The organism is Ruegeria sp. BHSC223 (assembly GCF_059613025.1).
In genome coordinates this window covers 556329-574966 of the sequence record NZ_JBXWRR010000002.1, presented here as the reverse complement: position 1 = coordinate 574966, position 18638 = coordinate 556329, and the positions used below count along the sequence as shown (strand labels likewise).

Genomic DNA, 18638 nt, shown 5'->3' with positions numbered 1-18638 from the left:
CGCCCCGACGGGCGGCCTTTGGTCGTTTCAGGGGGTAAAGCCCGGCACGAACTGGTGCAGATAGGCCAGCCATTCGGGCGGCAGCGTGATCTCGTAGAACGCCCCCAACAACATCGCCACGATCAGCCAGGCGACGGTGATCCCTGCCAGCACGATGCCCCAGAACGCCGCGCGGGCCTGTCCCCGCGCACCCCGGCGCAGCAGGATCAGCCGCAAGGCACAACCCAGATGCACAAACAGGGCAATCACGCCCAGGCTGTAATAGGGGATGAAATACCAGGTGAAAGGCGCGCCGCTCATCACCGAGGCGGGCCAAAAGAAGTTGGTATCCAACCCGTCGACCCAGCGCGCCAACACCAGCGCGATCAGGTGTTCGGTCATGAAATAGAGCACCATCCCGCCCGAAATGACCTGTGCCCGTGCCCAAGGCTCGCGTAACCCGCGCCGGACACGGGCGATCAGCAGCTTCAAGCCCGGTCCCATCTGCACCAGCGCCGAGGCCAGAACCAGCGGCTCGACCACCGGGTTGCGATAGATCAGGCGCAGTGCATCCTGGGTGGCGTTATAGGCGTTCACGCCCCATAGCCCGGACAGGTGGGTGATGAAATGCAGCAGCAGGAAAGCGGCAAACACCGCCCCGTTCCAGCGGTGAATCTTGCGGGCGATCATTGCGCCTACTCCTTGGCGGTCGTGTCTTGCGAAAGTTTGTCTTGGAACCAGGCCAGCGCCTTGGCGGCCTGTTCCGGTGGGGTGTCCTGCATCCCCATCTTCAGGATATCGGACAGCGTCACACCGGCCAGTTCGCGCCGCCACGCCGCCTCGGCCCGCCACATGGATCGGGCGATGCCGCAGGGGCGCAGGTATTTGTCATCGGCCACGCCGCTGGGCCCGCAGCGGCGGAGTTCGGTACAGGTGAAATGCCGCGTCTCGCCGTCGATGGCCTGCACCATCTGCAACAACGTGATCTCGGCCGGGGCGCGGGCCAAGGCATAGCCGCCGCGCGGCCCGCGGCGGGTTTCGACAATGCCCGCCGCCGACAGTTTCTGCATCTGCTTGGCCAGATACGGCTCGGGCAGGTCAAAGAATTCGGCCAGCAACCGCGCGGGCAGGGATGTATCGGGGGGCAGGGCGGCGAGCAGGCTACAGGCATGCGCCGCCCATTCCAGTCCTTCGGTGTGTTTCATAAATACGGATAAAGAATATCCGTAATTGATTCGTCAAGTGTCGGGCACAAAAAAGACCCGGGCACGATGGCCCGGGCAAGGTCTCACCAATGGTGAGGAAGGAAGGTCAGCTTTTCGAGAATTCGGGATAGGCCTCCATGCCCAGTTCCGCCATGTCGAGCCCGTTGATCTCTTCCTCTTCGCTGACACGGATGCCCATGACTGCTTTGAGGATGAACCAGACCACACCCGATACGACAAAGGTGAACACACCGACCACAATGATGGCATAAAGCTGAGTGCCCAGGCTTGCGTCGCCATTGGTCAGGCAGACCGCGAGCGTGCCCCAGATACCGGCCATCAGGTGCACCGGAATGGCGCCGACCACATCGTCGATCTTGAGCCGATCAAGGAAGGGCACGGCGAACACGACGATCACGCCACCCACGACACCGATCAGGGTGGCCGAGCCCAGGCCCGGGGTCAGCGGCTCAGCGGTGATCGACACCAGGCCAGCCAGCGCGCCGTTCAGCACCATGGTCAGGTCGACCTTCTTGTAGAGCAGCTGCGTCAGCAGCAGCGCCGCAATGGCCCCACCGGCAGCGGCGGTGTTGGTGTTGGCAAAGATGCGGCTGATATCGGCGACGTTCCCAGCGGTATCCATGTACAGCTGCGAGCCACCGTTGAAGCCGAACCAACCCAGCCACAGGATGAACGTGCCCAGCGTGGCCAGCGGCAGGTTCGAGCCCATGAAGGGGATCACGCGACCGTCCTTGTACTTGCCCAGACGCGGACCCAGGATCAGGGCACCGGCAAGTGCTGCCCAGCCACCGACCGAATGCACCACGGTCGAACCGGCAAAGTCGAGGAAACCCGCACCGTCAAGGAAGCCGCCGCCCCATTTCCACGACGCCTGAATGGGATAGATCAGCCCGGTCAGTACCAGCACGAAGATCAGGAAGGGCCACAGCTTGATCCGTTCGGCCAGCGTGCCCGACACGATCGAGGCAGTAGTGGCGCAGAACATCAGCTGAAAGTAGAAATCCGATCCGACCGAGGCATAGGTCAGGTCGGTTTCGGTATCGGCCAGGCCCACCGGTTCCATCGCGGCGGGCGAGAAGGCGCCCAGAACACCGTCGATCGACCAGCCGTCGCCCGGATACATCAGGTTATAGCCGATCAGGTAATACATCAGCGCCGCCAGCGAAAACAGCGCGATATTCTTGGTCAGCTGCATGGTCACGTTCTTCTGGCGCACCAGCCCGGCCTCGAGCATGGTAAAGCCCGCGGCCATCCACATGACCAGAAAGCCCGAGACCAGGAACATGAAGGTGGTGAAGATATAGCCGATTTCCTCGTTCGGCGGGGTAGTGTCCGCTGCGGCCTCCTGGGTCAGGCCCAGCGTGGGCAGCACGATCAGCGCCGCCGCCGGAAGAAGTGTCTTGATAAGCGTCATGGCTTTGGTTCCCTTGGATGATTCTGACGTTCGGCTTACAGCGCGTCGTCGTCGGTTTCCCCGGTGCGCACGCGCAGGGCCTGCTCGACGTCGAGGACGAAAATCTTGCCATCACCGATCTTTCCGGTGCGGGCGGTGCGGGCGATGGTGTCGGCGATCTGCTCGGCCATCTGGTCGGCGACGACCAGTTCCAGCTTGATCTTGGGCACGAAGTTCACGGTGTATTCCGCGCCGCGATAAATCTCGGTATGGCCCGACTGGGTGCCGAAGCCCTTGATCTCGGTGACCATCATGCCGCGTATGCCGGCCTCGGTCAGCGCTTCGCGCACCTCGTCCAGCTTGAACGGTTTGATCGTTGCAATGATCAGTTTCACGTCTTTCCCCTTCGTTCAGCCGGCGTATCCGGCGTGTTTGCACTTGCAGAAAGACAGCGTCAGAGGCGGTTTCGGAACGAAATCTCGGCGAAATCGGGGTTGGAATCGCGGAAAGTTGCACATTTTTTGCACATCTGCGCGCAAGTGCACAAAAAATCATCGGTGATTAAAGGGGAAGATCGGGAAAAACACACCTCAACAGTACTGTCCACCCGCGCTATGGTGCGGCACAGGCAAAGACCGGGCAGAATGGGCATGACGGATTCCAATCGTCGCAAATCGCAGCTTGTCGCGGACAAGCGATATCAGACCAAGGGCAAACCGGCCGCCAAGACCGGGCCCAAGAGAAAACCCGCGCCCAAGCGCAAGGCGCCACCTCCCAAACGCCCCGGTCGCAGCGGCCCGCTGGGCTGGATCGGGCGGTTCTTTGGCTGGATCTTCGGCCTGATCTGGGGCTTTGCCTGGCGGATCGGGATGATCGTGATGCTGCTGATCGGTTTGGCCGTGGCGTTGGTTTATTCGACCCTGCCTGACGTGACCGCTTTACTGGACGGGCGCGCGCGCGGGTCGGTCACACTCCTCGACCGCGAGGGAGATGTTTTTGCCTGGCGCGGCGATCAGTTCGGCGGTGTAATCACCACAGATACTGTCTCGCCACATCTCAAGAACGCGGTCGTCGCGACCGAGGACAAGCGGTTCTACTACCATGTCGGCATCAGCCCCCGCGGGGTGGCCAGTGCGGTGCGGATCAACCTGCGCGAGGGGCGCGGTCCGCTGTCTGGGCATGGCGGATCGACCATCACCCAACAGACCGCGAAACTTCTGTGCCTGGGGGTGCCTTTTGATCCCGACGAATGGAAATCCGAAGCGGAGTACGAATCCGACTGCCGTCGCGGTTCGCTGTGGCGCAAGGTCAAAGAGGCCGTTTATGCCCTCGCGATGGAGGCCAAGTACAGCAAGGACGAGATCCTCAACATCTATCTGAACCGTGCCTTCCTGGGTGCTGGCGCGCGTGGTTTCGAGGCCGCCAGCCAGCGTTACTTCGGTAAATCATCGGCCCAGGTGGACCCGGCCGAGGCGGCTATGCTGGCCGGGCTTCTGGTGGCGCCGACCCGCTATGCGCCCACCAACAGCCTCACGCGCTCGCAGGAGCGGGCACGCGTCGTGGTGGCGCTGATGGAAGAGCAGGGATACCTGACCGCGGCTCAGGCCGATGACGCCCGCGCCAATCCGGCCCGCCTGTCCGAGGCCGCTGCCGCCCAGGCGGGGGGCTATTTCGCCGACTGGGTGATGAGCGAGCTGCCCGACTATTTCGGCGGCAACACAACCGAGGACGTGATCATCCGCACCACGCTTGATCAACGTATCCAGACCTCGGCCGAAGAGGCGATGCGTTTCGTGTTCCAGGAAAAGGTGCGCGATGGGTCCAAGGCGCAGGCCGCAATCGTGGTGATGTCCGCCGATGGTGCTGTGCGTGCCATGGTCGGGGGGCGCGACACAAAGGTCACCGGCGCATTCAACCGCGCCACTCAGGCGGCGCGCCAGACCGGGTCGTCGTTCAAGCCCTTTGTCTATGCGACCGCGCTGGAGCTGGGTCACTCACCGCTGGATACCGTGGTGGATGAACCCTATTGCATAACTATCGCCGGTTCGGGGCAATGGTGCCCCAAGAACTATACCAACAAGCATTATGGCCGGGTCACGCTGGCCGATGCGCTGAAGGACTCGCTGAACGTGCCCGCGGTCAAGGTGGCCGAGGCGATGGGGCTTGATAACGTACGCAAGGTGGCTAGCGATTTCGGCATCGAAAGCGATCTGGCGGCGGGTCCGGCGCTGGCTCTGGGTGCCTCGGAAAGCTCGCTTATCGAGATGACGGGCGCCTATGCCGGCATCCTGAACGGCGGATCTTCGGTAGAACCTTACGGTCTGACCGAGCTGCGCCTACAGGGCGAGAACGAGGTGCTGATGGCGACCGGAACCGGCATCGGTGAACGGGTGATCAACAAGGACGCCGCCGCGCAGCTGATCTGGATGATGGAAAAGGTGATCTCCGAAGGCTCGGGCCGTCGCGCCGCGTTGCCGGGGCGTCCCGCTGCGGGCAAGACCGGCACCACCCAGGCCGCCCGCGATGCCTGGTTCATCGGCTTTACTGCCGACTACGTGGCCGGTGTTTGGATGGGATATGACGACAACACGCCGCTCAAGGGGGTTACCGGCGGCGGATTGCCGGCGGAGATCTGGCACGAGACCATGATCCGTGTACACGAGGGCACCCCTGTGAATCCGCTGCCGATGCAGGCGCCGCGCCAGCCCAAGCCGATTGCCCAACCCAAGCCGCAAAAGCCCAAGGGTGGGTTGGGGCAGGCGGTCGATCAGTTGCTGCGGGATCTGTTCGGTAACTGACAGGTCCGGGCCGGGCGCGGGGTTACCCCGCGCTGGCCAGATCGCGGATCAGCGCGTTCAGGTCGCCCTTGCGTCGATCCAGCATCGAGCCGATCTCGGTGCGCTCGGTCAACAACAGGTTCACCCCTTCGATGAACATGTTGAAGAACTTGTCCTTGCCGGATTTGTCCGAAACCAGAAAGGTCACGTCAAACGGTGCCTGACCTTGCAGCTTGACCGAGGTCTTGACCTCGTAACCTGCCTTGATCTTGCGCGCGGTCTTGACGGTCACCTCACCGCCGATGAACTCGCGGAACCGTTTGCCATATTTGCGCGAGATGTACCCCTGAAACGCCTGGGTAAAGGACCGCAGCTGTGCAGGAGAGGCTGTGCGTGCGTCCGGCCCCAACGCATAGCGCGCCATGATCGGCACATCGCCGTAGCGAACAAACAGTTTCTCGAAATCGCGGATCATCGCACTTTCGGACTTTCCCGAGGCGATGACACGGTTGATCTCGTTCACCACTTCGTTGACTAGCGAGGCCGCGCGTGCCTCGGTCAGGGCCAAGGCCGGCAGCGGCAGTGCCAGCGCGGTAAGGCCGACACAGACGGTGGAAACGAAAGAGCGGCGGGAAAAGAGCTTACTCGGCATAAGGGTCCTCGTAGGGGTCGGTCACTGCGGTAGAACCGGGATCCGCATAGGGGTCGGTGTAGAGACCCAGATAGGCATCCTCGTCATCGCCTGCCAGTTCAAATCGGCGGTTTTGCAGATAGATCAGGCGAAGCTGGGCGTAACTGTCGGAGCTGCCATAGAGAATCGAATCGACTGTATCGGAGTAGAGACCGCGATCACCCAGGCGACGGACCACTTCGGCATAAAGCCCCAGGTTGTTGATCGGACGGGTCGGAGCAAAGTCGACGGGATTTGTGAACAGGTTGACCACCACACCGACCGCGTCGCGCGCCGTCGAGGGCCCATAAAGGGGCAATTCCAGATAGGGCCCCTCGGCCACGCCCCAGACATGCAGGGTTTCGCCGAAATCGGTATCGGCGCGCGGGATCTCGAAATCGCTGGCCGGATCTGCCAGTCCAGCAAAGCCGACGGTCGAGTTCACCACAAAGCGGAACAGCGTGGTGCCCATTTCCTTGGGTTTGCCCTGCAGAAGATAGTCCACCGCCTGTCCCGGCAGCGACAGGTTCTCGGCAAACATGTTGAACGAGTTCACCATCGGACGCGGCACGACGGTGACGTATCCCTTGGCCGCTGGGCGAAAAAGCGCCTTGTCGACCCCCCGGTTGAAGTTGTGTATCGAGCGATTTGTGTTTTCATAGGGGTCATGGACCCGGCTACCACCATCCGATTCCGGTGCGGGTCCTGTGCATGCGGCCAGAATCGCAATCAATGATACCAGGCTGACCCTGACAAAGGAGGTGGAGAATTTGGACATGTCGGTCTCGGTATGTAACCTACGAGTTTATTTGCGATTTGGGCTTGAAATCAGCGCGACTACGATGTGTTTCTGCGGATGCATTGGAGACACATAGTTTATCTTCCGTCGATTTGAAACAGGGTCGGTTCTACCCCGCCCTTTGGATATCGTAAATGTGTCCACAAAGGGACGCCCAAGAATTGGAACCGAGGTGACATGAAACCAAAATCACATCTGCACGGTGCCGAAGAGCTGCGCGCAGCGCGCCGGCAAAGCCGGGGCCTCTATTGGTTTGTCGCCTTGTTCAGCTTCTTTGCCAACCTTCTGATGCTGACCGGGCCGCTTTACATGTTGCAGGTCTATGACCGCGTTTTGGGCAGCCGCTCAGAACAGACCCTGGTCGCGTTGTCGCTGCTGGTGGTTTTCCTTTATGGTGTCATGGGCATACTGGATTACACGCGGGGCAGGGTGATGTCGCGCGCCGGTGCACGGTTTCAGGAGGCACTGGACCATCGTGTGTTCGATGCCATGGTGCGGCGCTCGGCGGTGGCACAGGATCCGCTGGCGCAGACCGGGTTGGCCGATCTGGAGTCTGTACAACGTTTCATCGCCTCGCCGGTTGCGATGTCGATCTTTGACTTGCCATGGACGCCGATCTTTCTGTTTGCGATCGCCATTTTTCACCCGTGGCTGGGCTTACTTGCGCTTGTAGGCGGAGTCCTGCTGATTGCGATAACCGGGATTAACCAGCTGGTTTCGCGCAAACCTGCCTTGCATGCGGCCATCGCCTCGAACCAGGCGGCCAAAATGGGCGAAGAGATAAGGACCGAGGCGGAAACCATTCAATCCATGGGCATGAGAGGGGCCGCGTTCGGCCGCTGGCGCAAATCTCGGGTCGCTTCTTTGAAGGATGGATTGAGTGCCAGTGACGTCCTGGGCAGTTTCTCGACCCTGACGAAAACGCTGCGCCTGTTCCTGCAATCCGCCATGTTGGGCCTGGGGGCCTATCTTGTGCTCCAGGGTGAAGTGACGCCGGGCGCGATGATCGCTGCCTCGATCCTGATGGGGCGCGCATTGGCGCCGGTCGAGATGATCGTAAACCAGTGGCAGGTTGTGCAGCGTGCGCTCAAAGGTTGGTCGAACTTGAGTGAGTTGCTGGAAAAGGTTCGGCCGGAAAACAAACGCATGGACCTGCCGAAACCCAAGGCCAAACTGGATGTTCAGTCGTTGACCGTCGTGCCCCCTGGGGACACGAGGGCGCAGCTCAAAACTGTCAGCTTTACGGTGCAGCCGGGGCAGGCGGTCGGGGTGATCGGCCCTTCGGGATCAGGTAAGTCGACGCTGGCGCGCGCGCTGACCGGGGTGTGGAAACCTGCGGGTGGGACAGTGCGGCTGGATGGTGCGGCGATCGAGCAATACGATCCTGACGTGCTGGGTCAGCACATCGGCTATCTACCTCAACGGGTGCAACTGTTCGAGGGTACGATCGCCGAGAATATCGCCCGTCTCAGCGGGGAACCCGACGCGAAAAAGGTAGTCGAAGCCGCGACCAAGGCCGCAGTGCATGACATGATCCTGCAGTTGCCCGATGGCTATGACACGCACATAACGGCCGGGGGCGGGCGCCTGTCGGGCGGCCAGATGCAACGCGTTGGCCTGGCTCGCGCGTTGTACGACGATCCCGTGATCGTCATTCTGGATGAGCCGAATTCGAATCTCGACAATGAAGGCTCGATAGCGCTGAACAAGGCTATAAAGACTCTGAAAGAGGCCGGGAAATCTGTGTTGATTATGGCTCATCGCCCGGCGGCGATTGCGGAATGTGACATGTTGCTGGTGCTCGATCACGGCGTCCGAACCGCATTTGGTCCCAAGGATCAGGTCCTGCGAGAGATGGTGACCAACCACCAGGCCCTCAAAACCAACAAGACAATGGGGGGCGTCCGATGAGCGCGCAAGAAATCTCTGCCCGAAAGCCGATCATCCTTGGTCTTATCGGGCTGGTGGTGCTTGTAGGAGGCTTTGGAACTTGGGCCGTACTGAGCCAGATAGCTGGAGCGGTGGTGGCCGGTGGGCAGATCGAGGTCGATCGGAATCGACAGGTGGTGCAGCATCTCGACGGTGGTGTGGTCGCAGAAATCCTGGTGGACGAGGGCGATACCGTGCCCGAGGGCCAGACCCTGATCCGGCTAGACGCCAATCTGCTGACCTCGCAACTGTTGATCACCGAGGGCCAGCTGTTCGAGCTGATGGCCCGGCGCGGTCGGCTGGAGGCCGAACGTGACAGCAATTCCGAGATCATCTTCGACGACGAATTGCTGGAGGCTGCGCGCGCGCGCGCCGAAGTCGCCGAATTGCTCGACGGGCAGGAACGCCTGTTCCGTGCCCGGCAGGAATCGGTCACCAAGGAAACCGAACAGCTTGAAAAGCGGCGCGGTCAGATCGGCAACCAGATCGAGGGGATCGTGGCGCAACAGCGCTCGCGCCGCTCGCAGCTGGAGCTGATCGAAGAGGAACTGACCAGCCAGCAATCGCTGCTGGACAAGGGGCTGGCCCAGGCCGGACGGGTGTTGAGCCTGGAGCGCACCAAGGCAGAGCTTGAGGGTTCGTTGGGCGAGCTTATTGCCTCGCAGGCGCAGCAAGAGGGTCGTATCACCGAAATCGACATCGAGATCCTGAAACTGGGGACACGCCAGCGCGAGGAGGCGATCACGCGGTTGCGTGATCTGCAATATCGCGAACTGGAACTGGCCGAACAGCGCCGCTCGCTTCTGGAGCAGCTCTCGCGGCTGGATATCAAGGCGCCGGTGTCCGGCATCGTCTATGGCTTGCAGGTGCATACGCCGCGCTCGGTAATCCGGCCCGCCGAGCCGGTGCTATTCCTGGTGCCTCAAGACCGCCCACTGGTGATCGCGGCCAAGGTTGAAACCATCCATATCGACCAGATACACGTTGACCAGCCGGTCACGCTGCGGTTCTCGGCGCTGGATCAGCGCCTGACGCCGGAACTGATCGGCACGGTCATGCAAATCTCGGCCGATGCCTTTGTCGACGAGGCCAGCCGAGCCTCCTATTACCGGGTCGAGATCGAGCTGAACGAGGGGGAGACCGACAAGCTGCCACCGGGCGCCGCCCTGATCCCGGGTATGCCGGTCGAGGCTTTTATCCGTACCGCCGACCAGTCGCCGATCTATTATTTAGTCAAGCCGCTGGCGGACTATTTCACCAAGGCGTTCCGGGAAACCTGATCTTTGGCCCTTTTCGTGGCGGACGTTCCCGGCTAGCGTCCGCGCGTCAATGCGAACAGGAGGACGCACGCCATGGGATATGAGGACAAGCTGGCCAGCCTGGGGGTGACCCTGCCCAATGCGCCGGCACCAGCGGCCAACTACGTGCCTTTCGTCAAGATCGGCAATACCGTCTATGTCTCGGGTCAGATCTCGAATGACGAGAATGGCCTGATCACCGGCAAGCTGGGCGGTGACATGGAGGTCGATGCCGGTGCCGCCGCCGCCAAGCGCTGTGCGATCAACCTGTTGGCGCAGGTCAAGGCCGCCTGTGGCGGGGATCTGGATCAGCTGGTGCGTGTTATCAAGCTGACCGGCTTTGTGAATTCGACCGCCGATTTCACCGCGCAACCGCAGGTGATCAACGGCGCCTCTGATTTCCTGGTCGAGGCGCTGGGCGATGCTGGACGGCATTCGCGTTCGGCCGTCAGCGCTGCTGCGCTGCCGTTGGGCGTTGCGGTCGAAATCGAAGGTATCTTCGAGGTCAAATGACGCCTGAACTGCCCGCCGCGCTGCTGGGGAGACCCATCGCCCATCGCGGATATCACGACATCGCCGCCGGACGGCCCGAGAACAGCCGCGCGGCCATCCGCGCGGCAATCGGGGTTGGCTATGGGATCGAGATCGACCTTCAGCTGACACGCGACGGGCAGGCGATGGTGTTCCACGACTATGACATGGACCGGCTCACAGGCCGGTCCGGCCCGATCCGCCAGATCTCCGCTGCCGAGGCCGCTGGAATTGCGCTGTTGCATGGCGATGGCGAGGGCATCCCGACGTTGACCGAAATCCTCGACCTGGTGGCGGGTCGGGTTCCGCTGCTGATCGAACTCAAGGATCAGGATGGCGGCATGGGCCCGGATGTGGGGCCGCTGGAACAGGCCACCGCCGAGGCGTTGAGCGGATATCACGGTCCGGTTGCGGTCATGTCCTTCAACCCGCACAGTATCGCGGCAATGGCGCGGTTTGCCCCTGACCTGCCGCGCGGGCTGGTGACCAGCGCCTATGACCCCGCCGAATGGCCGCTGTCGCTGGCGACCTGCGAGCGGCTGCGCGACATCCCCGATTACGACCGGGTTGGCGCCAGCTTCATCAGCCACGAGGTCGAGGACCTTGCCCGCCCTCGCGTGGCCGAGTTGAAGTCTCGTGGTGTGCCGGTTCTATGCTGGACGGTCCGCTCGGCAGAGCAAGAGGCCGAGGCGCGCCGGGTCGCCGACAATGTCACCTTCGAGGGCTACGCGGCTTGATCCCTTCGCGCGCCAGCACAGATTAACCGGCAAGGAGGCCGGCATGGATCAGGCGCAGATCGAGGTTCAGATAGTGCCGTCGCTGACAGCGATCGCGGCGGCGGACTGGGATGCCTGCGCCTGTCCCGAAAGTGCCGATGGCGGCCCGCCGCGTGACCCGTTCACGACTCACCGTTTCCTGAGCGCGCTGGAGGAGAGCGGATCGGTCGGGCGCGGCACTGGCTGGCAGCCGCAATATCTGACCGCTCATCTGGATGGCATGATGATCGCCGTCGCGCCGATGTATGTGAAATCCCACAGCCAGGGCGAATACATCTTCGACCACAGCTGGGCGCATGCCTATGAACGGGCAGGCGGGCACTATTACCCCAAGCTGCAGATTACGGTTCCGTTCACACCCGCGACCGGCCGGCGCCTGCTGGTGCGTCCGGGATATGAAGGTATCGGCCAATCGGCGCTGGTGCAGGGCGCGGTACAACTGGCGGCCAACAACAATGTCTCCAGCCTGCATGTCACCTTTTGCACCGAGGCAGAGGCCGAAGCAGGCGCCGAAATGGGGCTGATGCACCGGGTCTCGCAACAGTTTCACTGGGTCAATGACGGCTATGCCGATTTCGACGGTTTTCTGGCGGCCTTGTCGTCGCGCAAACGCAAGGCAATCCGCAAGGAACGCGCCCAGGCGCAGGGCTTCGGTGGCCAGATCCGTGCGTTGACCGGCAGTGATCTCAGACCTGAACACTGGGATGCGTTCTGGCGCTTCTACCAGGATACCGGCGCGCGCAAATGGGGCTCGCCCTATCTGACGCGGGCGTTTTTCGACATCGCTCATCAGACCATGGCCGATGACATGGTGCTGGTGCTGGCCGAACGCGACGGGGTTCCGGTGGCGGGCGCGCTGAACTTCATCGGGCGCGAGGCGCTTTTCGGCCGTTATTGGGGCTGCGTCGAACATCACCCCTGCCTGCATTTCGAACTGTGCTATTATCGCGCCATCGACTGGGCCATCGCCCATGGTCTGGCCCGGGTCGAGGCCGGGGCGCAGGGCGAGCACAAGCTGGCGCGCGGCTATCTGCCGGCGGTGACGCACAGCCTGCATTGGGTTGGCGACCCGGGCTTTGCCGATGCGGTGGCCCGGTATCTGGAGGCGGAGCGCGCGGCAGTGGATGAAGAGATCGAGATCTTGACCGATTACGGCCCATTCAGACGGGCACAAGTAGAGGAGCGGGAATGACCGAACGTTTGTCCGAAGAAACCCGGGGGCCGCTGTTGGGGCCGCTCTTTGCCAATGGCTGGACCATGGTCGATGGCCGCGATGCGATTGCCAAGACCTTTGCCTTTGACAATTTCGTCGAGGCGATGGGCTGGATGATGCGGGTGGCGATCTGGGCCGAGAAATGGAACCACCATCCCGAATGGTCCAATGTCTATGGCCGGGTCGAGGTGGTGCTGACCACCCATGATGTCGACGGGCTGAGCGCGCTGGACGCCAAGCTGGCTCGCAAGATGGACAGCCTCTGCTAGCGCGTCGCGTGTTTCCCACCCCGCGCCGCCGTCCGCTCGGCCTGGCGCATCAGCTTCTGAAAACTGGGACAGTCCAGATGTGACGGCGCCGGGCAATCGGCGACGTGTCTGAGTGTATCCTCTAACAGTTGCAGGCGCCGGATCTGGCGGCCCAGATCGTCGGCGCGCGCGTGCAACTCGTCGCGGGGCAGGTCGGGGCGTCCGTCCGCGCCCAGCATCCGGGCGATCTCGGGCAGACTGAACCCGGCCGCCTTGCCCATCGAGATCAGGGTCAGCCGCAGCAGGGTCTGTGGTCCGTATTGCCGCCGCAGTCCCTTGCGCCCGATGGGTGCAATCAGCCCCTGTTCCTCGTAATAGCGCAGCGTCGAGGGCGGCACGCCCGATTGCGCGGCAACCTCGCCGATATCCAGAATTTTCACGCTTGACCTCAAGTTGGCTTGAATTCGCAGAGTGCGCGCCTGATGCGAATGGATCAAGAGGCCGATCATGAAATCCCCTGTCGAAATCCCCCCTGCCCAAGCGATCTGGCGCGACCGGCGCGCGCAGGCGCTGCTGTTGGCGGCCACGCTGACCATCATGGCAAACGCCACGATCAGCCCGGCCCTGCCCGGGCTGGCGCGCGAGTTCGCCGATCATCCACAAGTCGATTTGTTGACCCGCCTGCTGGTGCCTGCGCCCTCGCTTGCGGTGGTGTTCGTCGCGCCGCTGGTTGGGGTGCTGTCCGACCGCATCGGGCGGCGCGGCCTGCTGGTCTGGGGCATCGCCCTCTTTGTTCTTGCGGGCAGTGCCGGGTTGGTGCTGCCGAGTTTGGAGAGCATGCTGGTAAGCCGCTTGATTCTGGGTATCGCGGTGGCCGCGATCATGACCACGCAAACCGCGCTGATCGGAGATTACTTCAGCGGTGCGGCGCGGGCGGCGTTGACCGGCTTGCAAACCTCGGCACGCAATTTTGGCGGCTTTGTCTTCATCTCGACTGCCGGGGTGCTGGCGGCGCTGTCGCCGCGATTGCCCTTTGCCATCTATGCCTTGCCGCTGCTGGTCCTGCCCTTTGTCCTGCAATCCTTGCCGCGTCCGGTCCGCCGGGTCGCCGCGCAGGTCGGTAAGGCCTCGGCGACAGACGGGCGCCGAAACTGGCTGTTGATCCTGACTGGCCTCTTGCTGTTCCAGATGGTCACAAACATGACCTTCTTCATCATGCCGACGCAGATCCCGTTCTATCTGGACGCTCTCGGCCATGACAGCGCGGTAATGACAGGCACGGTGCTGGGCCTGCTGACGCTGGCCGGGGGGCTGGCCGCGCTGGTCTATGGCCGACTGGCCGCCCGGGTGGGTGTGAGCGGGAGCTGGACGCTGGGATATGGTGTCATGGCGACGGGCATGGCCGCCATCGGGGCCCAGGCGGGGCTTCCCGCGATGCTGGCCGGGGCGGTGTGCATCGGGATCGGCTTTGCCTGGGTGCTGCCCGCATTTGTGACTGTGATGCTGGCGATTGCCCCGGCACGGCGCCGGGGGGCCGCCGGTGGTCTGCTGACCACCGCCATCTTTCTGGGCCAGGTCCTGTCACCCTTCCTGAGTCTGCCCATCATCGCCGCCATAGGCTTTGACGGTTTCTACCTGGGGGCCGGGGTGCTGCTGGCAACGATCAGCGCGCTGGCGCTGATCGGTTGTGTTTTGCAGCGCAGGCGCATTCGCGGCCACGCGGTCTGAGATGTCAGATCTGCTCCAGCAGTTCCTCGCCCACGGTCAGCTTGCAGGCGCCGGCCTCTTCTTCGAGGTTCAGCACCTTGACCACCCCATCCTCGGCCATCAGGGCAAAGCGCTGGCAGCGGTCGTAGAGGCCGACCACCGGCGCGCTGAATGCCAGCCCGATGGCCTTGGTGAACTCGGCAGTCGGGTCGGCCAGCATGGTGATACCGGCCTCGGCCGCGCCGCTTTGCTGGCCCCAGGCCGTCATCACGAACGGGTCGTTCACGGAAACGCAGATCACCTCGTCCACGCCCTTGTCGGCCAGGGCCTGACGGGTACGGATGAAGCTGGGCAGATGCGTCATGGAACAGCCACGGGTAAAGGCGCCCGGCAGGCCGAACATCACCACCTTGCGGCCCTTGAGCTTGGCGCCAAGATCGACCGTCTCGGGGCCCTTGTCGCTGAAGACCATGAATGTGGCGTCCGGCAGCGTATCTCCGACTGAAATCATCCTCGTGAACCTCTCTGTTGGATTTGCGGAACTCGTCCCTCCGGCATATAGCTGTCAGATATGACAAGGCCATGGGAAAAAGCGGGGCGGGCAGAGTGATGAGCCATATCGTTGTGATCGGTGCAGGACAGGCGGGGGCGTCTCTGGTCGCGCGGCTGCGCAAGGACGGGTTTGCGGGCGAGATCACCCTGATTGGCGCCGAAGCGGTCCCGCCCTATCAGCGCCCGCCGCTCAGCAAGGCCTATCTGCTGGGCGAGATGGAGAAAGAGCGGCTGTTCCTGCGGCCCGAGAGTTTCTATGCCGAGCAGAACATCACCTTGCGGTTGGACGCACGGGTGAGTGCCATCGACCCGGCGGCCAAGACCGTTTCGCTGGGTGACGAGGTTATCTCTTACGACCAGCTGGCGCTGACCACCGGGTCCGAACCGCGGCGCCTGCCCGCTGCCATCGGTGGCGATCTGGCGGGTGTGCATGTGGTGCGCGACCTCGCCGATATCGACGCAATGGCCCCTGCGGTGACCGAAGGCGCCCGCGCCCTGATCGTTGGGGGCGGCTATATCGGCCTTGAGGCTGCTGCCGTCTGTGCCAAGCGCGGGGTGAAGGTTACACTGGTCGAAATGGCCGACCGCATCCTGCAACGGGTCGCGGCGCCTGAGACCAGCGCCTATTTCCGCGCGCTTCATACCGGCCACGGGGTCGATATCCGCGAGGGTGTGGGCCTGACCCGACTGACCGGCGCGCAAGGCCGCGTGAGCAGCGCGGTGCTGACGGACGGAAGCGAGTTGCCGGTCGATTTCGTGGTGGTCGGCGTCGGCATCGCCCCCGCCACCGCCCTGGCCGAAGCGGCGGGTCTGGCGATCGAAAACGGCATCCGCACCGATGCGCAGGGCCGCACCTCGGACCCGTCGATCTGGGCGGCGGGCGATTGTGCCTCGTTCCCCTACAAGGGCGGGCGCATCCGGCTGGAAAGCGTGCCCAACGCCATCGACCAGGCCGAAACCGTGGCACAGAACATGCTGGGCGCGGGCAAGGATTATGTGGCGCAGCCGTGGTTCTGGTCTGACCAATATGACGTCAAGTTGCAGATCGCCGGGCTGAACACCGGCTATGACCGGGTGGTGACCCGTCCAGGCGAAGGGCAGACGGTGTCTTTCTGGTATTACACCGGTGACCAGCTGGTGGCGGTCGATGCGATGAACGACCCGCGCGCCTATATGGTGGGCAAGCGGCTGATCGACAGTGGCAAGACCGCCGATCCGGCCGTCGTGGCCGACCCGTCGGCGGACCTGAAGCCGCTGCTCAAGGCGTGAGGATCATCGCGGGCGCATTCCGGGGCCGGGCGCTGGCCTCGGTCGGCAAGGGCGATGCGGGCGCGCATCTGCGCCCCACCACCGACCGCGTCCGCGAAAGCCTGTTCAGCGTGCTGACCCATCTGGATGTGATCGAGGGCGCGCAGGTGCTCGACCTGTTTGCGGGTACCGGCGCGCTGGGGCTCGAGGCACTGTCGCGCGGGGCCGCGCATGTCACATTCGTCGATGACGGCCGGGTGGCGCAGGGGCTGATCACCAAGAACATCTCGCTGACCGGCAGCGGTGACAGCACCACGCTGATCCGCCGCGATGCCACCCGCCTTGGCCCCAATCCCGGCGAGCCCTGCGGCCTGATCTTTCTCGACCCGCCCTATGGCAAGGGAATCGGCGCGCGCGCCCTTGCGGCAGCGTTGGCTGGCGGCTGGGTGGCTGATGACGCCCTGATCGTGTGGGAGGAAAGCGCCCCCATGCCCGCGCCCCAAGGGTTCACCCTTCATGATACCCGCAAATATGGCGATACCCACATATCCCTGATGTGGAGGGATGTTTCAGGGTGAAACAGGATCGGCATGCCGTCGCTTGCTGCTGATTTGCCCCTACGCCCTGGCCGCGATAGAGCTCGTTTGGATAACTCGGAGCACCTCATGCGACATGAACTGGTGATATTCGATTGTGACGGGGTTCTGGTAGACAGCGAGCCAACGTCCAACCGGATAATGGCGGAAAACCTGACGCGGCATGGGCTGCCTCTGACCACAGAACAGTCCATGGAACTGTTCGTTGGCTGTTCCATGGCCGGGGCAAGGGAAAAGGCAATCAGCCTGGGTGCGCAACTGCCAGACAATTGGGTTGAGCAGGTCTATTCCGAGGAATACGCCTGTCTTCGAAAGGGTGTGCCGCTGGTGTCCGGTATCCCGGAATTGTTGAAAAGGTTGGATACCGCTGGCATCCGATGTTGCGTGGCCTCCAACGGCAGCGAAGGCAAAATGCGCATCACACTGGGCCAAAACGGGCTGTGGGAACGGTTCCATCCCAACGCCATGTTTTCAGCGCATGAACTTGGTGTTTCCAAGCCTGATCCGGGTCTGTTCCAGACCGCTGCCAGACAATTCCAGGTGCAGGCAAGGGATTGCGTGGTGATCGAGGACAGCACCAGCGGTGTGACCGCCGCTATTCGGGCCGGAATGCGCTGCCTTGGTTTTGCCGCCCATGATGACGGTGCGCGGCTGCGCGAACTCGGGGCCGAGGTGTTTCACGAAATGGCCGAGGTTCCGGCGCTGCTTGGACTCTGACCGGTCCGAGCGCGCGGAACCTTCCATCGGCTGCGCGCCTTGTCTTTCCTCTTGCCAAAAATATCCCGGGGGCCCGGGGGCTGGCCCCCGGTTCCGCCCTGGTCAGGCATAGGTCGGATGGAATTTGCCGCCCGGCGACAGGGTAAAGATCTCGACCCCGTCTGCCGTCACCCCCACCGAATGCTCGAACTGTGCCGAAAGCGACTTGTCGCGAGTGACCGCGGTCCAGTCATCGGCCAGCGTCTTGGTCTCGGGGCGGCCCAGGTTCACCATCGGTTCGATGGTAAAGAACATACCCTCTTCCAGTACCGCGCCGGTACCGGGACGGCCGTAATGCAGCACGTTGGGTGGGGCATGGAACACCTGTCCAAGCCCGTGCCCGCAGAAATCGCGTACCACCGACATGCGATGCGCCTCGACATAGGTCTGGATCGCGTGGCCGATGTCGCCAAACGTGTTGCCCGGCTTGACCATCTCGATGCCTTTGAACAGCGCGTCATGGGTGACCTGGATCAGCCGTTCGGCCTTGCGCGGCAGCTTTCCCGCCACATACATCCGGCTTGTGTCGCCGAACCAGCCGTCGACGATCACGGTCACGTCGATGTTCAGGATGTCGCCATCGCCCAGACGCTTGTCGCCGGGAATCCCGTGGCAGACCACATGGTTGACCGAGATGCAGCTGGCGTGCTGATAGCCCTTGTAGCCGATGGTCGCCGATTTCGCGCCGGCCGCCTCAACCATCTCGGTGATGATCCGGTCAATCTCGCCCGTGGTCTGTCCCGGAAAGACATGTTCCGCGACATCGTCCAGGATGCGCGCCGCGACTGCCCCTGCGGCATGCATGCCGGCAAAGTCCGCGGGTTCGTAGATGCGGATGCCATCCTTGGTCAGGCGGCCACGATGTTCCTTCATCGGTGCGGGGCTCCATTTGTTGCGCGCGGAACCCTATTTAGGCTGCTTGCGCAGAAAGTGCCAGAGG

The 18638-nt window shown here is 62.9% G+C and carries 20 protein-coding genes; 11 read left to right on the top strand and 9 right to left on the bottom strand.

The features are described from left to right. Positions 1-27: 27 nt before the first annotated feature. The 4 genes from AC2FNY_RS06855 to AC2FNY_RS06840 form a co-directional block, all read right to left on the bottom strand. On the bottom strand, positions 28-669 hold the full coding sequence (locus AC2FNY_RS06855; RefSeq protein WP_496802015.1) for a hypothetical protein: 642 nt from the start codon (positions 667-669) through the stop codon (positions 28-30). A gap of 5 nt (positions 670-674) precedes the next feature. Beyond that, positions 675-1184 (bottom strand): RrF2 family transcriptional regulator, encoded by a 510-nt coding sequence (locus tag AC2FNY_RS06850; RefSeq protein WP_234165501.1) that lies wholly within the window; start codon positions 1182-1184, stop codon positions 675-677. A gap of 106 nt (positions 1185-1290) precedes the next feature. Next, positions 1291-2619, bottom strand: coding sequence for an ammonium transporter (locus AC2FNY_RS06845; RefSeq protein WP_496802014.1), 1329 nt, complete (start codon positions 2617-2619; stop codon positions 1291-1293). Positions 2620-2654: 35 nt separating this feature from the next. Further along, entirely contained in the window at positions 2655-2993 is a 339-nt protein-coding gene (locus AC2FNY_RS06840) for a P-II family nitrogen regulator (protein ID WP_234137066.1), read from the bottom strand. A gap of 255 nt (positions 2994-3248) precedes the next feature. Here AC2FNY_RS06840 and AC2FNY_RS06835 point away from each other — a divergent pair, with 255 nt between their 5' ends. Beyond that, entirely contained in the window at positions 3249-5396 is a 2148-nt protein-coding gene (locus tag AC2FNY_RS06835) for a transglycosylase domain-containing protein (RefSeq protein WP_496802013.1), read from the top strand. Positions 5397-5418: 22 nt separating this feature from the next. Here AC2FNY_RS06835 and AC2FNY_RS06830 read toward each other — a convergent pair whose 3' ends face one another. Both AC2FNY_RS06830 and AC2FNY_RS06825 read right to left on the bottom strand, forming a co-directional pair. Further along, complete coding sequence (locus AC2FNY_RS06830) at positions 5419-6027, bottom strand: MlaC/ttg2D family ABC transporter substrate-binding protein (RefSeq protein WP_234142341.1); 609 nt, start codon at positions 6025-6027, stop codon at positions 5419-5421. Next, a complete protein-coding gene (locus tag AC2FNY_RS06825) occupies positions 6017-6823 on the bottom strand; it encodes an MlaA family lipoprotein (RefSeq protein WP_234137069.1) in 807 nt (268 codons plus the stop codon). The genes AC2FNY_RS06830 and AC2FNY_RS06825 overlap by 11 nt, the downstream gene beginning before the upstream one ends. 198 nt (positions 6824-7021) lie before the next feature. Between AC2FNY_RS06825 and AC2FNY_RS06820 the strand changes: the two genes are divergently transcribed. The 6 genes from AC2FNY_RS06820 (at position 7022) to AC2FNY_RS06795 (ending at position 12860) form a co-directional block, all read left to right on the top strand. Further along, positions 7022-8755: a type I secretion system permease/ATPase gene (locus AC2FNY_RS06820; RefSeq protein ID WP_234137070.1), complete on the top strand. Its 1734-nt coding sequence runs from the start codon at positions 7022-7024 to the stop codon at positions 8753-8755. Beyond that, on the top strand, positions 8752-10053 hold the full coding sequence (locus tag AC2FNY_RS06815) for an HlyD family type I secretion periplasmic adaptor subunit (protein WP_234137071.1): 1302 nt from the start codon (positions 8752-8754) through the stop codon (positions 10051-10053). The genes AC2FNY_RS06820 and AC2FNY_RS06815 overlap by 4 nt, the downstream gene beginning before the upstream one ends. Before the next feature lie 72 nt (positions 10054-10125). Continuing rightward, a complete protein-coding gene (locus AC2FNY_RS06810; protein WP_496802012.1) occupies positions 10126-10584 on the top strand; it encodes a RidA family protein in 459 nt (152 codons plus the stop codon). Beyond that, a complete protein-coding gene (locus AC2FNY_RS06805) occupies positions 10581-11339 on the top strand; it encodes a glycerophosphodiester phosphodiesterase family protein (RefSeq protein ID WP_496802011.1) in 759 nt (252 codons plus the stop codon). The genes AC2FNY_RS06810 and AC2FNY_RS06805 overlap by 4 nt, the downstream gene beginning before the upstream one ends. A 43-nt stretch (positions 11340-11382) precedes the next feature. Continuing rightward, positions 11383-12570 carry a GNAT family N-acetyltransferase gene (locus tag AC2FNY_RS06800; RefSeq protein ID WP_496802010.1) on the top strand — a complete coding sequence of 396 codons (1188 nt, stop codon included), beginning with the start codon at positions 11383-11385 and terminating at the stop codon, positions 12568-12570. After that, positions 12567-12860, top strand: a complete 294-nt coding sequence (locus tag AC2FNY_RS06795) for a 4a-hydroxytetrahydrobiopterin dehydratase (RefSeq protein WP_234137075.1) — start codon at positions 12567-12569, stop codon at positions 12858-12860. The genes AC2FNY_RS06800 and AC2FNY_RS06795 overlap by 4 nt, the downstream gene beginning before the upstream one ends. Here the strand turns inward: AC2FNY_RS06795 and AC2FNY_RS06790 are convergent. Then, positions 12857-13279 (bottom strand): helix-turn-helix domain-containing protein, encoded by a 423-nt coding sequence (locus tag AC2FNY_RS06790; RefSeq protein ID WP_496802009.1) that lies wholly within the window; start codon positions 13277-13279, stop codon positions 12857-12859. The genes AC2FNY_RS06795 and AC2FNY_RS06790 overlap by 4 nt on opposite strands. A 67-nt stretch (positions 13280-13346) precedes the next feature. Here AC2FNY_RS06790 and AC2FNY_RS06785 point away from each other — a divergent pair, with 67 nt between their 5' ends. Further along, positions 13347-14567, top strand: coding sequence for an MFS transporter (locus AC2FNY_RS06785; RefSeq protein ID WP_496802008.1), 1221 nt, complete (start codon positions 13347-13349; stop codon positions 14565-14567). A gap of 4 nt (positions 14568-14571) precedes the next feature. Here AC2FNY_RS06785 and AC2FNY_RS06780 read toward each other — a convergent pair whose 3' ends face one another. After that, positions 14572-15057: a peroxiredoxin gene (locus tag AC2FNY_RS06780; RefSeq protein ID WP_234142351.1), complete on the bottom strand. Its 486-nt coding sequence runs from the start codon at positions 15055-15057 to the stop codon at positions 14572-14574. A gap of 98 nt (positions 15058-15155) precedes the next feature. On the opposite strand from AC2FNY_RS06780, the gene AC2FNY_RS06775 reads away from it, so the two are divergent. From AC2FNY_RS06775 to AC2FNY_RS06765, 3 genes are all read left to right on the top strand, one after another. Further along, positions 15156-16367: an NAD(P)/FAD-dependent oxidoreductase gene (locus tag AC2FNY_RS06775; RefSeq protein ID WP_496802007.1), complete on the top strand. Its 1212-nt coding sequence runs from the start codon at positions 15156-15158 to the stop codon at positions 16365-16367. After that, positions 16364-16924, top strand: coding sequence for a 16S rRNA (guanine(966)-N(2))-methyltransferase RsmD (gene rsmD, locus AC2FNY_RS06770; protein WP_496802006.1), 561 nt, complete (start codon positions 16364-16366; stop codon positions 16922-16924). The genes AC2FNY_RS06775 and rsmD overlap by 4 nt, the downstream gene beginning before the upstream one ends. Before the next feature lie 87 nt (positions 16925-17011). Continuing rightward, positions 17012-17659, top strand: a complete 648-nt coding sequence (locus tag AC2FNY_RS06765; RefSeq protein ID WP_496802102.1) for an HAD family hydrolase — start codon at positions 17012-17014, stop codon at positions 17657-17659. Between the two features lie 102 nt (positions 17660-17761). Here AC2FNY_RS06765 and map read toward each other — a convergent pair whose 3' ends face one another. Continuing rightward, on the bottom strand, positions 17762-18571 hold the full coding sequence (gene map, locus AC2FNY_RS06760) for a type I methionyl aminopeptidase (RefSeq protein ID WP_234137082.1): 810 nt from the start codon (positions 18569-18571) through the stop codon (positions 17762-17764). Positions 18572-18638 lie beyond the last annotated feature (67 nt).

Coding starts and splice junctions, on each gene's coding strand:
- AC2FNY_RS06775 (WP_496802007.1), top strand. CDS start 15,156: ATGAGCCATATCGTTGTGATCGGTGCAGGACAGGCGGGGGCGTCTCTG.
- AC2FNY_RS06800 (WP_496802010.1), top strand. CDS start 11,383: ATGGATCAGGCGCAGATCGAGGTTCAGATAGTGCCGTCGCTGACAGCG.
- AC2FNY_RS06810 (WP_496802012.1), top strand. CDS start 10,126: ATGGGATATGAGGACAAGCTGGCCAGCCTGGGGGTGACCCTGCCCAAT.
- AC2FNY_RS06805 (WP_496802011.1), top strand. CDS start 10,581: ATGACGCCTGAACTGCCCGCCGCGCTGCTGGGGAGACCCATCGCCCAT.
- map (WP_234137082.1), bottom strand. CDS start 18,571: ATGAAGGAACATCGTGGCCGCCTGACCAAGGATGGCATCCGCATCTAC.
- AC2FNY_RS06835 (WP_496802013.1), top strand. CDS start 3,249: ATGACGGATTCCAATCGTCGCAAATCGCAGCTTGTCGCGGACAAGCGA.
- AC2FNY_RS06795 (WP_234137075.1), top strand. CDS start 12,567: ATGACCGAACGTTTGTCCGAAGAAACCCGGGGGCCGCTGTTGGGGCCG.
- AC2FNY_RS06850 (WP_234165501.1), bottom strand. CDS start 1,184: ATGAAACACACCGAAGGACTGGAATGGGCGGCGCATGCCTGTAGCCTG.
- AC2FNY_RS06765 (WP_496802102.1), top strand. CDS start 17,012: ATGCGACATGAACTGGTGATATTCGATTGTGACGGGGTTCTGGTAGAC.
- AC2FNY_RS06855 (WP_496802015.1), bottom strand. CDS start 669: ATGATCGCCCGCAAGATTCACCGCTGGAACGGGGCGGTGTTTGCCGCT.
- AC2FNY_RS06785 (WP_496802008.1), top strand. CDS start 13,347: ATGAAATCCCCTGTCGAAATCCCCCCTGCCCAAGCGATCTGGCGCGAC.
- AC2FNY_RS06845 (WP_496802014.1), bottom strand. CDS start 2,619: ATGACGCTTATCAAGACACTTCTTCCGGCGGCGGCGCTGATCGTGCTG.
- AC2FNY_RS06820 (WP_234137070.1), top strand. CDS start 7,022: ATGAAACCAAAATCACATCTGCACGGTGCCGAAGAGCTGCGCGCAGCG.
- AC2FNY_RS06825 (WP_234137069.1), bottom strand. CDS start 6,823: ATGTCCAAATTCTCCACCTCCTTTGTCAGGGTCAGCCTGGTATCATTG.
- AC2FNY_RS06830 (WP_234142341.1), bottom strand. CDS start 6,027: ATGCCGAGTAAGCTCTTTTCCCGCCGCTCTTTCGTTTCCACCGTCTGT.
- AC2FNY_RS06815 (WP_234137071.1), top strand. CDS start 8,752: ATGAGCGCGCAAGAAATCTCTGCCCGAAAGCCGATCATCCTTGGTCTT.
- AC2FNY_RS06780 (WP_234142351.1), bottom strand. CDS start 15,057: ATGATTTCAGTCGGAGATACGCTGCCGGACGCCACATTCATGGTCTTC.